The organism is Paenibacillus sp. J22P143 (genome assembly GCF_059692035.1).
In genome coordinates this window covers 64,910-78,419 of record NZ_JCAUAQ010000014.1, presented here as the reverse complement: position 1 = coordinate 78,419, position 13,510 = coordinate 64,910, and the positions used below count along the sequence as shown (strand labels likewise).

The following is a 13,510-nucleotide window of genomic DNA, read 5'->3' as shown; positions in this document are numbered from 1 at the left end:
ACATGCTCCAAGTGTGTCGGTACCTCTTGTTTTAAGTGAAACCTAACAAAATTGAGGCGGTGTGGAAATGGCAGTGAGGCAAAAATCAATCTACACGATTGTATTTGCTGTATTATTCATGGCAGTGGTGACGGTCTCAGGAGCATTTCTGGCAAATGCAAGCTCGGATAGCTGGGCTGATAATGCTGACGTTAGCTGGTATGATCCTACGTATGATACTTTTAGAATTGATACTGCGGCTAAACTGGCTGGCGTCGCAAAGCTAGTAAATGACGGAGTGACTTCAGGTGGATTATCGATAAACGGTTTCAGCGGAAAGATTCTTGAGATCGATCGCAATTTGAACTTATCTGCCTATCATTGGGTGCCTATTGGCAAGGAAGGTAAACCTTTCAAAGGCACCATCATCGGAAGCGGGACAACCGAGATAAGCAATATTAAGATACTGGATGATTATACATATAATGGATTCATCGGTTTGATGGATGGTGGTGAGGCGGGCGCTGTGGTTGGTGGACTGACCTTTGCCAATTCACAGGAAATGATAATGCCGACGGTCACACACGATGTTTACGTCGGTGTTGCCGTCGGCAAGATGATAAACAATAGTACTGTCTATGATATTACTAACAATGTTGCCATTACGGCCAATACTGTGCAGAAGGTTGTTTACGCGGGCGGCATTGTCGGACAGGGCGAGGGAGTCATCTCAGGCTCGGTGAATAACGGAGCTATAACTGTGTCTGGCGGTAATGTGTTTGCTGGAGGGATAACCGGCTATGCGGACCGCAATGGTTTGAAGATCAAGAAGGTTACGAGTTCGGGCGCAGTGAAGGCTACAAGCAACGGCCAAATTGTGTATTCGGGAGGGATTGTCGGCTATTCTGCGGTATCTCTCATGATGGACGAAGACTCGACACCTATAGCTAATACGGCATCCGTTACGGTTATCAACGGGCTGCATAACTACGTGGGAGGCATCATTGGTCAAGTCAGTGGTCATGTGGGCTTCTCTGCGAACACCTCTAACAGTGGGGCAATTACGGTCACAGCGCCTGCGGCTAGCAGTTCGCATGCCGGAGGGTTGGTCGGTGCGATGGTGACAGCAACGACGAATGTATTGGACTTCCCCTTTACGAATACAGGCACAATAACGAACAACGGCGGCTCCAACGTGTATACAGGAGGGATTGCTGGTTACATTGAAGGTACCTTAACGTGGAAAAAGAACTATACGAATAGCGTGAGTATCACAGCTTCAGGCAATGATCATGTATTTAGCGGTGGACTTCTGGGATATGTAACAGGAGATCTACGTTTGCAAGGATCAGCGAAAAATACAGGAGCTATCCAAGTAAGCGGTGGCGGTAGCCTGAACAAACCAGATGAAGCGTATACCGGTGGATTGGTCGGATATGGTGTAAATCGCATTCTTTTGAATAATGAAGCGATTCATGCTTATGACAATAGCGGAAGCATCACAGTCCATGGTGGAACTGGGGTATACACGGGAGGAATCGTGTCCAACCGGGCCTATGCGAGAGATAATAGTATCGTTAGCAATGTTTACAGCACAGGGAATATTACAATAACCGGCGTAACGAAGCTGTACACCGGCGGTTTCATTGGATGGCTTCCAGCGGATAGCCTGGATAAAACGATTACTGGGGCAACATTTGCCAATCAGATTACGGTTACGGCGGCTTCATCGAGCCAAGGTAACACGGTCAGCACTGGCGGGATTGTCGGGTACGCGGTCAATGGAACGATCAACGATTCTGTTTTCCAAGGTACTCTGAACGCGAGTGGAGGCGCACATACGTTCACGGGCGGGATCGCCGGATATGTGGATGAAGGCCTAATTAACCGAGCGGTTGCAGCGAAAACGTCAGATGACTATGCAGTTCTTTCATCAGATGGAAGCAGCGGTGGTATCGCTGGATATTTAAAGGGGACTATCCATACGGCAGCAGTTAAGTATACAGCTATTACTGTCCGTAATGTAAACGGTTTTGCTGGAGGGATTGCTGGTACAGCGCAGGGAACTATTACGGATGCAACCGTAGGAGACACCCGTGCAGAGGCGACTGGCAGCGACAGCGTTAAACTAGCTGCTGCAGCCGGAATTAATCAAATGACAGCCGGCGGCATTATGGGCCAGAATGATAGCACCATTGCCATTACGAACAGTCTTGTCACCCGCATCGGTTTGCTCAGCGAAGTGGGGAGTAACGGACATACGCTTGGAGCCGTAGCGGGTCTCGCCACTGTGGATGCACAAATCGGTGAAGCAGGTGCGCCTGTCCATGTGAATCAGATGGTAATCGACGTTAAGGCTGACAACAGCAATGTGGGCGGAGCGATTGGGATTAACCATTCAGCAATGGCCTTCTTGGAGGTAGAGAATGTTAATATGAACATTCCAGCTTCAGGGGTCAAGGCGGGAGGCGTGGCGGGTGTGCAGGATGCTGTGATTACGAGCCCGGCCGCTAACGCATTTGTTTTCACAGCTACTGATATTACCGTGTCTGCCCAAGGCAATGGGGTCGAGATCGGCGGTCTTTTCGGGGAAAACAATAAGGATGTCCCGATGAGCTTGGCAGAAAATATCGTGATTGATACAGCAGGAAATACAAATCAAATCGGCGGAGTTGCTGGGAAAAACACCGGCATTTTGGCTAATATTCAAACGAAAAACAATCAATTCAAGGCTAGCGGTGACATGGCTGAAATCGGAGGGATTGTTGGTCACTCCGAAGTCCCAGACAACAGTGCAACTTTGGCCGGTATCACCAACGCATGGGTTCATGCAGGAGAAACGGAGCTGATCAAGGTCACAGGTACGAATGCTGTCGTCGGCGGCATTGTCGGTTATGCGAAAAATACCGAGATCAAGGATTTCCAAGTAGAATCAGAGATTCCTGATTCGGCTACGATTTCCGTCATGGGAGCAAGGGCGCAAGCTGGCGGACTGGCAGGCCACATCATAAACAGTCAAATTATCGGCGATGCCGTGAAGACGAATGCGGACAACCTGCTTATATCTAGCACAGTAGCTGCAACGTCATCCTATTTTGGTGGGCTTGCCGGATATAGCGACAAGACCCTCATGGAGAAAGTCTTCTCAGGCACTGTAAATTTCGTCATCAACAGTCCTAGCGCATCAGTGGGGGGGATGACTGGATATAACTTAGGCTCTAACACTGCCGTTTTGATCAATAATAATACGGCGGCCCTTAGCATAAAAGTGAAGTCGTCCGCAGTTTCATCTACAATTGGCGGGATCATTGGTATCAATGATCGTCAGGCAGGGGATCCGAGTTCAGACCCGCAGAGTGCGGTTAGTACGATTCAGAACAGTCGGAGTGTGGGAACGATTTTGGTCAGTGCCCCTTCTTCTGTAACTGGTGGCATGGTCGGAGAGAATCGCAGTTTGATTGCAAATGTCAGCATTTCCGATAAAAATTCGGTTGTTTCCCAAGGGGATTCCAGCACAGTGGGCGGATTGGTTGGTTTGAATACGGCGGAGGGAACGCTCTATTTTACGTATTCAAGTGCGAAGCTGACCATCGGAGGACAAAATACGATTGCTGGCGGTTTGGCTGGCGATAATAGAGGACAGGTTATCGCCTCCTATGTTGACATCGATATTACTGGCGATGCCTTTGGAAGTAGCGGCGCATCTACTTACTTGGGCGGACTTATCGGTAGAAATACAGGTACGATCAATAAGTCTTACTCTGTCTCCAAAGTAACCGCGAATGGCAGTTATACGAATGTGGGCGGCTTGGTCGGCGAGCATACGGCAGGCAGCATCGCCAACTCCTACGCAGCCAAAGAGATCATAGCCAATGCAAATCATTCTTATGCTGGTGGTTTCCTAGGTAGAATTACAAATGGAACAGTGACAAACGCTTACTCAGCCGGCAAGGTTTCGGCAGTCGATGGCGCGCTTGCAGGCGGATTCGCCGGGCGCTATGACAATGCCAATAAAGATTTGTTGGATAAATCGTATTATGTGAAGGATATCGACAATGACATTAATGGCGACTTGCCGGATTTTGCTGAAGGAAACTTGATTTGGCTCAACGTCCATGCACGTCTAAGCACGATATTGACGTCGACGCTGCAAGATAGACATTACTTTCCGGGGCTTTCCAAATGGGATTTCACGGGAATATGGAGATACGGGTCTCCGAATGCCGATTACAAATATCCTGAATTAATCCGAGTTGCCAATTCCGGCGGAAGTTCGGGAAGCGGCGACAGTATGAATGCAAGCATCAACTGGTATACGCGAGATAAAGACGCGATTAACTTCGAGTTGAAGTCGGAAGCCGAGCTCGCAGGGCTTGCGGCGATTGTCAACGGGACGATTCCCGGTGTCGACAAGTTCAATTTCTCGGGTAGAACGATTAAAGTCATCAATCCGATTCACATTCAATCGAATCGGTGGGTACCGATTGGCGTGAATGAAATCGACGCTTTTCAAGGAATATTTTACGGGAATAGTCAACTGATCGACGGTCTAAGCTTGTTATCCAACGATACGTATAGTGGATTATTCGGAGTCATTGGGCAGCAAGGTAATGTGCAGAACGTCAAGCTTGAGCCGTTATACGTTGCAGGCGGTCAATTTAGCGGAGCGCTTGCAGGTGTCAATCAAGGTGCGGTTTCCAATGTTGACGTCAGATTGCTTGATGGTGCGCAAATTAGTGGCGTAATCGTTGGCGGCATTCTAGGACAGAATACCGGATCGATATCTGCTCTGCACTTGAGCTTGGACGGCGGCGGCAGTATTGAAGGCACGGGTACAAATGCGATTGTCGGTGGGATCATCGGCGATAATGCAGCTGCGATCAGTCCTAGTACCGCATCCATTCAGTCGGCGGACGGCAGTGTGGGCAGTTCATCTGCCAATGCGACGATTGGCGGATGGGTCGGAAAGCAAGCTGGAGATGTCAGCGGTTTGACGATGGATGTCGGGACGACATATCGGATCTCCTCATCAGGCACGAATAGTATTGTCGGCGGACTTGTTGGTAGTCATATTTCTGGTAAGACAGCGAATATGACGCTGAATTTCGCTGCTGTCACTTTGCAAGTATCGGGAGAGCAGTCAACCTTAGGCGGTGTGGTCGGATACTCCAGTGCCAACAATGAGATCGCGAATATAACGGTTACAACTACCCGCGATGGTCAGCAATTGACAGGCAACGGCATTATCGGTGGCATTGTAGGGGTTAAGGAAGGCAAGGGCAGCAATACGTTTGACCTTGACAATGTCAAAGTGGAGAAGCTCGTGTTAGCCACAGTGGATAGCAGCAACCAGGCTGTCATTGGCGGCATTGCAGGGAAGCTGAACAACGCTGCTGTGCAGCAAGCCTTTATGAGTGCTGCGCTGCAAGTAGCTGGTGTACGTGTAACGGCTGGCGGTATTGCAGGTGAGGTGAACGATTCTACCTTATATATGGTTGACGTTAAGTCTGACATTAACTCAACGTCCACGACGGGTGAAACTGCCGTAGGCGGCGTAGCTGGAAGTGTGACGTCAAGCGATATCAACCGAAGTTTTGATTTTGGCAAGCTAGTTCCATTTTATAGAGGAATCTATAATGCTAGCGTTTCTACGAAAGGGATTAACGCAGTTGGCTCGGATAACGGAGCGGATTTGGTTGTGGGCGGAATCGTGGGCAAGCTTACAAACGCTTCTATCTATTACGCTGAGTCAACAACACGTATTGGGGTTAGTGAAGGAAGTACGGCTGCCGTTGGGGGGATCGCTGGTTTCAGCAGCGGCATTATGGTGAATACCGTTTCCCATAGCCATATCGAAGCAGACACTAGTCGCGTATACCATGTTGGCGGGGTCGTAGGTCAAGCCGTAGGCGGCGAAATCCATTACTCCAATGCGTCCTCCATCGGTGGAGAAGAGATCGTCGTTGGCAGTGCAGTAACGAAACCTGGAATCATGCCGGCAGCACATGTCGGAGGTTTTGTTGGCATGGGGGATAACACCCGAATAACGAATTCATTTGCCGATATGCTAGTACAAATAGATTGTGATAATCAGGACAACACCATCTATGCTGGTGGATTTGCAGGTATGCTGGGCGATTCCGGTCTGAGTGCGGGAGTGATTGAAAGAGCCTATGCCAAAGGCGTACTGAATGTGAAAGGAATTACCGGCTCTTATGTTGGTGGCTTCGTCGGATCCGTTGACAGGTATGCGATCACCGATGCGTATGCACATGGAGATGTTTCGAATACGGGGTTTGATACGCGAAGCGGCGGGTTTGCAGGGATCATTGAGCGGTCGGCTAACTTGAAGAATTCATTTGCGAATCAAGGCAAGGTGGAGACGACAGGAATTAATCACGCTACAAGATCGTATGCTGGGGGTTTTGCAGGCTATAACGATGGCGTTATTGAAAATGTCTTTGCCAATGTCTCTGAAATCAAAATGAATGTCAGCGGCGCGAATGCATTCAGCGGTTCGCTGATTGGTTACAATTTCAGAGATGCCAGCGTTACGCTTTCCTCTTATCTGGGCACGCTGAATCCGATTGGCCGCGATTTGGCTGCGGCAGTTGTTTCTAAAGCGGATAAAGACCTCTCTAATTCTTATAGCTTTAAAGATACAATTTTTGAAATCGACAACTCATTCCTGAGCTTAAGTAATGAGTTGGACATCATTATCAACAATGTGAAACAGTTAGATGGGGCCGTTCTGCTAAACAATGATACAGGACTAGCTTACTACAAACTGTTTGACCGTTCGGCTGTGACCAAACCGAGCCTGGATAAGCTCTCCCTCGGAGCAGATATTTCGATGGAAAGCCATGCATGGATTCCATTCTTCATGTTTAATGGTGTGTTTGATGGCAAGGGCAAATCGATCAGTGGTCTTCACGGGGTATCAGATGCTGCTGCATACGGCTTCGTCGCGGAGAATTTTGGAGATATTGCTAATATTCATTTTACGGACGCTGTCCTCACAGGGGACGAAAATACAGGAATCGTGGCAGGTATCAATCATACTGGAGCAAGCATCACTGGCATCGTAATCAGCGGTTCAGTGAAGGGCAACAATTACACAGGTGGTGTAGCAGGGAAAAATGAAGGTGATCTTTCCGACTTAACCATTCAATCCCTGACAGTCGATGGCATTAATTACACAGGTGGCGTAACCGGTAAGAATAGTGGAACCATTTCTGAAGCTGTTGTAGATGCAACGATTAGTAGTACAGGCAATATGGCAGGCGGGGCAACTGGTGTCAATGATGGGAACATAAGCAAGACATACACCAAAGGCAGCCTGAGCAGTCCAGATTCCAATCTGACGTTGATTAGAGGTGGTATTGCCGGTGGCAACATGGCGAATGGTGAAATTAGCGAATCTTTCTCTTTCATAGATATCGAATTGACTGCCGATCAAGTGAAGGTTGGAGGCATAGCTGGTCTTAATAGCGGTATGATCCGAAATGTTTACAATTCAGGTCGTATAAGTGCTATAGGTACATCCAAAGCCTGGTCTGGCGGTATCGTTGGCCATGCTGTCTCTGGCTCGATAAGCGATTCATTGAATTATGGCGAGGTTCTCGCAGCAGTTGGCGGAAAGATTGTACCAGGTGTAAGTTATTTTGGCGGCATTGCCGGTCAAAAGGAAGCAGCAGCTGCAGTCACGAAGAGCGCCTTCAACAGGCAGATGCTCAAAGCGAATACAGCTTATTATGATGCTGCCGGGGAGAGAGTCGCTGGAACAGATGGGCAAGCGATAGGCATACTAGCCAAAGATCTTACGAATGGAACGCTGCCGCTCAATTGGAATGCAAGTAAATGGCAAGCCGTTCAAGGCTTCTATCCTCAATTGATAGCTTTTAATGGAACGAATGCGGCAATGCTTAGTACCGCAGCAGTGATCCTTAACGAACGGGATATAGTAAATCAGATGAAGTCTGACTTTACGTTAACGCACAATGCTGCAGTGAGCTGGAAAGTCGATCCGAGCTCAGTTTCGCTCAAAGATGGTTCAGGCATTCTCACAGGAACCTTGAAAAAGCCAGGAAGTGCCGTTTTGACAGCAACGGTAAATGGGACAAGCCGAAGCTTGACGATTAATAAAACTGCTTTATCTTTTGTAGAGACTGCGAAAAAGCCTGCGACAGTTCCCGGCGAGGATAAGTTCAGTAAAGAGGTTTCCGTTGTTCTTACTACCGATGAAGCAGATGGCAAAATCTATTACACATTGGACGGCAGTCAGCCGGATCAATGGTCTACGCTGTATACGGCGCCAATTGTATTGACGAACACCACAACAGTTAAAGCGATCACGATCGTGGAAGACAAGGAAGTCAGTGAAGTGTTCTCAGCGGTTTGGACGAAAGTCACTCAGAGTTTTGGCGGCGGAATGTTCATACCTCCACCACCGTCCGTTTCAGCAAATATTGGTCAAAGCAAGGTTGACGTTAATGCGGAATCCTCCGTCGTCGTCGCTAAGAACAGTAAACTGACATTATCTGCGCCAGAGGGTCAAACGATTTATTATTCGATCGATGGAAGCACGCCTACGAAGAATAGCCCACAATATCATGGCGAGCTTCTCATCACTGGAAATATGACGATCAAGATGATCACCGATAAGGATGATAAAGTGTTGACGATCAGCTATGAGGTCGAAAATGCCAAGTATGACATGAGGAGTGATGCAAGCCAAGTGAAGTACATTGCTGGATATGAAAATAACGAATTCAAACCGGAAGCAGCCCTCACCAGATATGAGATCGCAGATGTTCTTGCTCTTCTGCTGGATAAAGAGGATGTCACTGTTGGAAGCCAGCTTTCAGATGTAGCCAGCGGCAAAGAAAATCTCGTAGCATTCTTCACATCGGCAGGAATTATCGAAGGTTACCCCGACAACACTTTCGGCGGTGAGAAAGGCTTGACGCGAGCAGAGTTTGTCGTGCTGATGTCAAGGGTATTAAAGCTTAATGTCTCCGATCAAGGAGAAACGTCATTGTCGGACGTGAAGGATCATTGGTCTGTAAAATATATAAATGCCTTTACGAAGGCAGGCTATGTACAAGGCTTCCCGGACGGTACGTTCCAACCGGATAGCGAAATTACAAGGGCTGAGGCAGTCGTGCTGATCAATCGGGTTATTGGTGCGCACAAGCAAGAATTGCCTGTGAAATTTGATGACTTGCCTCCTTCACACTGGGCTTATCAGGATATTATGTCTGTTGTTAATTAAGAACCAATTGTTTGGGAGAAGGCGGTAACTGAATGCAAAAAATAGTGGCTTTATGTTTATTATTCTCGTTATTTTCTTTCCAAAATTTTTCCCCAAGTTCAAAAGCGGATGCTCCAATTCGCTACAACGCGGAAGAAATTTATGCGAAGTTTGAAGATGCGGTATTCTATATCCGAGTTCTGGACGAGGAAAATAATTTAAAATCGACCGGTACCGGTGTAATGATCTCTTCTGAAGGGCTTGCGGCTACAGCGTACCATGTGATTCAAGGGGCCGATCGTATTGAGGGTATTTTTAATGACGGAAGTGTCGTTTCTCCAATTGAGGTGCTCGGCTCTGATGAACTGACGGATGCAGCGATATTAAAACTGCCTGATCTGAAAGAATTTTCCGGGGACAAAATCCCGTATCACGCTCTTCCGATCAGAGAAGCAGCCGTGAAACATGGCGAAAAAGTGTTTGCAATCGGGTATCCGATGAAAAATACGTCTATAATTACAGAGGGGATTGTCAACTCCCCGAAAGCAAATATTAACGGAAGAGATCGGATATTGACGTCGGCGCAGATCGTAAGCGGCATGTCTGGGGGGGCGATGATCGATCAGTACGGATATTTGTCGGGAATCATCTCAGGATCATTGCGAACGATGAACAACATTCATCTTGTACTTAATACCGAGGATCTCCAAAGCTTACTGCCAGTAGACTAGTAATGAACGAAGAGCTCCTCTCAGTGAATGATTTTACTGGGAGGGGTTCTTTTTAGTTGCAACGAGGCTTAATAATTCACGAAACAGGAAACTAGCTAGAGAGTGCGAGGCAGCCCCTAGCCAGCTCGAGAGCGTGGTCTTTTTTATCCGAGATGTGCCTTGAGTGTTTCGACAAGCGTATCCTGCGTACTAGCTTCTGAATGCTGCCATATAATTTCAAAAAGCACACCTAATCCGGGTAAAACCTTCTCTTCTCCGCCGATGGAATCTTCAATAACTTCCTTCAGCTCTTCACTTGACTTGTTATTAACCCGTTGGTGGATGGCTTGTCTTAAGGTGATATTCATTCGAGGACCTCGCTTCCATTTCATTCTCGTTATTAATATGTACAGATGAAGATGGATTCATCCTTCCCACACTTCGCCAATGCGCGATCGTTGTTCGATTGTAGAGAAGTGAGTATACAGGTTCAAGTATGATATAATAGGATAATGGGATGTATTCTTGGGAATATGGAGGAACGTGAGCGGTGAGAAAACAATTTGCGATTATTGGGATGGGAAGATTCGGTTCAGCTGTCGCTAAGACATTATCACAATCAGGGTTCGAGGTTCTAGCCATTGATCGGAACGAAGAAACGGTGCAAGACGTTTCCGCCCATGTCACACATGCTGTTCAAGCTGATTCAACTGATGAGGAAGCTATGAGGGCTTTGGGAATTCGGAATTTTGATGTAGTCGTTGTGGCAATTGGGGAAGATATTCAAGCGAGTATTCTAACTACATTGATTCTTAAAGAAATGGGCATAGCTACGACAATTGTAAAAGCAGTAAATGATCTTCACGGCAAGGTGCTCAAAAAAATTGGCGCGGATAAAATCGTCTATCCAGAGCGAGATATGGGACAGCGTGTAGCGCATCATATGATTTCATCGAATATTATCGATTATATAGAACTATCGGCCGATTATAGTATCCTTGAAATGAAAGCATCGAAACAGATGATTGGCAAAAGCCTGCGAGAGCTCGATGTGCGCGCAAAATTTGGCTGCAATGTGATTGCCATTAAGCAGAATGATCAGATGATTATTCCGCCGAGCGCAGAAGAGTCAATTCAACAAGAAGATATTTTAGTTATTGTGGGTAAAAATTCGAGTCTTCAAACCTTTGAAGTCACTTTTGCGGAGTAGGTATATTCATGAGGAATTCATATATAGAAATCATGTCAGTTCAAAATACGAGAGTCAAAGATTGGGCACTGCTCTTAGAGCGGCGCGGCAGAGAGAAGCAGGGCAAATATATCATTGAAGGTTACCATTTGATTGAGGAAGCGTTGAAAGCGGGGGCGCAGGTGGAGGTCATTCTTTTTCTAGCGGAAAAAGGGAGCCCTGTGGAGCTTGTCGCGCTCGCTGGTGATCGCGCCGTCGAATGGATCGGCGTCAGCGCAGCGGTGCTGGCCAAATGCTCCGATGCCCAGACACCGCAAGGCGTCGTGGCGATTGTGGCGCGGCCACAGCTTAGCATGGAGACGCTGCTTGGCGGCGAGCATGATCTGGTTGTGGTTCTGGACGGCGTCCAGGACCCAGGCAACTTGGGCACGATCATCCGCAGCGCGGATGCCGTCGGGGCCAAAGCGGTCGTACTAGGTCGCGGCACCGTCGACCTGTATAATCCCAAGACGATCCGATCGACGATGGGATCGATGTATCATCTGCCGATTGTGGAGGCAGATTTGGGGGAGCTATTGCCGCGAGCGCGTGAGCGCGGCGTGCAGCTCGTGACGACGAGCCTGCAGGCGCAGGGCTCGTGCTATGACACGGACCTGCGGCGGCCGACGTGGCTGATTCTCGGCAACGAGGCCAATGGCGTGTCGCCGGAGGTTGCTGCGCAGTCGGATGTGAAGGTTATTATTCCGATGCAGGGAAAAGCGGAATCGCTGAACGTCGCGATGGCGGCGACGGTTTTGTTGTTTGAGGCGGCTAGGCAGCGGATGTATTCCCCGCAAATAAACACATATCCAAGTAAATAAACTCGTATCGCTGAAAATATAGTTGTATTATTCCCACCCCATCCCCACTATTTCCCCACTCAAAGCAGGGAAGACGATAGTTAAACGTGAAATCGAAAAGACCGATAATAAAATTCGGTCTTTTTTTCTTATGTACAGTTTTCATAGTTATTTTCAACAGGAGACGTTGCTGTGCACTCATGCGTCTTTCACATTCGTCTTCCTACAAAGAATTACTTCAACCATTGCTGCACATAATTGACGAAACGTTTGGTTGCCGGTGACGCATCTTTCATGGAATGAACGGCAATGCCCAGAGAACGGTAACTATGATCCTCCAACTCCAGCGAATGAACATTGTGATCCCTTCCCTGAAGTACCAGTTCAGGAAGTATGGAAATGCCCAGCCCGTTCTCCACCATCGCGATAATAGCATAATCATCCCCTGACGAGAACTTAATGCGGGGTTTGAGCGACGATTGATCCAAGATACGTCTGACATCGTAATCGGATCCTTCTCGCTGAATGATGAACGACTCCTTTTCAATTTGCGATAAAGGAAAGAAGGGGAGCTGACTCAGGGGATGCGCCATAGGCAAAATGGCCAACATCCTGTCCTTCTTCAATGGAACAACATCAAAGCTTCCCCGTGCGGGAATTGTAATAAACCCGCAATCGACTTCCCCTGATGCGATCCAGCTCTCAATCTCTTCGTAGTCACCTTCCATGAGTACGGAAAACGGATTTATCCACTATCCAATATGGTGCTTTACTGGGGTTTCTGTTGTTCTGTATCTTTATTTGCATTACCTTTGGCCTGAAAACGACAACGACATCCAATGCCGGTTTTTTGGTTAGTCTAACGGTCATCTTTGTACCTTTAATTTACGTTCTTGTGTTTAAGAAAAAGCTGCATCCCAACCTTATCATTGGCGTCTGCCTCGCCTTTATCGGGATGGGACTCCTTACGCTGAACAGCCAATTGCGTATATATCCGGGTGATTTCTTATGCATTCTGTCAGCATTATTCTACGCCGTCTATATCATCATTACCGGAACCGCAGCTAAAAAAACGGATTCGTTGAGTCTGGGTATTTTGCAATTAGGTTTTGCCGGCGCCTTTGGATTGCTCTTCTCGTTTATTTTTGAAACGCCTTCGCTTCCAGTTACTTTAAACGGATGGATCTCCATCCTGGTGCTTAGCCTCGTATGCAGCGCCTTTGGCTTTGTTGTTCAACCATTGGCTCAAAAATATTCGACACCTATCCGAACTGGTTTAATCTTTGCGCTCGAACCCGTGTTTGCCGCTCTGTTTGGATTCTTGTTCGCCCATGAAATATTGCCGCTAAGAGGCTACATCGGTGCGGCGCTTGTCCTACTCGGTGTAGTGGTATCCGATTGGCAAGGGAACAGGAAGAACCGCCAGCATACAATCGGCAATCCATCATAAAAAAATAGATACTTTATGAAGTTGAGGAGGCCACATGGCCTCTTTTTTATTTCGGCGTGCCCAGAGGAACGCATTATCTAGTTGGTGAAA

The 13,510-nt window shown here is 47.6% G+C and carries 7 protein-coding genes; 5 read left to right on the top strand and 2 right to left on the bottom strand.

The annotated features are described in order from the left end of the window. Window positions 1-67: 67 nt before the first annotated feature. Together AC58PQ_RS18810 and AC58PQ_RS18805 are read left to right on the top strand one after the other, a co-directional pair. Window positions 68-9,253: an FN3 associated domain-containing protein gene (locus tag AC58PQ_RS18810; RefSeq protein ID WP_497244165.1), complete on the top strand. Its 9,186-nt coding sequence runs from the start codon at window positions 68-70 to the stop codon at window positions 9,251-9,253. 32 nt (window positions 9,254-9,285) lie between these two features. Continuing rightward, complete coding sequence (locus tag AC58PQ_RS18805) at window positions 9,286-9,963, top strand: S1C family serine protease (protein WP_497244163.1); 678 nt, start codon at window positions 9,286-9,288, stop codon at window positions 9,961-9,963. 143 nt (window positions 9,964-10,106) lie between these two features. Here AC58PQ_RS18805 and sspI read toward each other — a convergent pair whose 3' ends face one another. Next, a complete protein-coding gene (gene sspI / locus AC58PQ_RS18800; RefSeq protein WP_497244161.1) occupies window positions 10,107-10,310 on the bottom strand; it encodes a small acid-soluble spore protein SspI in 204 nt (67 codons plus the stop codon). A gap of 182 nt (window positions 10,311-10,492) precedes the next feature. Between sspI and AC58PQ_RS18795 the strand changes: the two genes are divergently transcribed. Both AC58PQ_RS18795 and AC58PQ_RS18790 read left to right on the top strand, forming a co-directional pair. Next, window positions 10,493-11,152 carry a potassium channel family protein gene (locus tag AC58PQ_RS18795; protein WP_497244159.1) on the top strand — a complete coding sequence of 220 codons (660 nt, stop codon included), beginning with the start codon at window positions 10,493-10,495 and terminating at the stop codon, window positions 11,150-11,152. Window positions 11,153-11,160: 8 nt separating this feature from the next. Next, entirely contained in the window at window positions 11,161-11,991 is an 831-nt protein-coding gene (locus tag AC58PQ_RS18790; RefSeq protein WP_497244157.1) for a TrmH family RNA methyltransferase, read from the top strand. A gap of 212 nt (window positions 11,992-12,203) precedes the next feature. On the opposite strand, the gene AC58PQ_RS18785 is transcribed toward AC58PQ_RS18790, so the two are convergent. Beyond that, window positions 12,204-12,698: a LysR family transcriptional regulator substrate-binding protein gene (locus AC58PQ_RS18785; RefSeq protein ID WP_497244155.1), complete on the bottom strand. Its 495-nt coding sequence runs from the start codon at window positions 12,696-12,698 to the stop codon at window positions 12,204-12,206. Window positions 12,699-12,724: 26 nt separating this feature from the next. Here AC58PQ_RS18785 and AC58PQ_RS18780 point away from each other — a divergent pair, with 26 nt between their 5' ends. Continuing rightward, entirely contained in the window at window positions 12,725-13,420 is a 696-nt protein-coding gene (locus tag AC58PQ_RS18780) for a DMT family transporter (protein ID WP_497244243.1), read from the top strand. Window positions 13,421-13,510 lie beyond the last annotated feature (90 nt).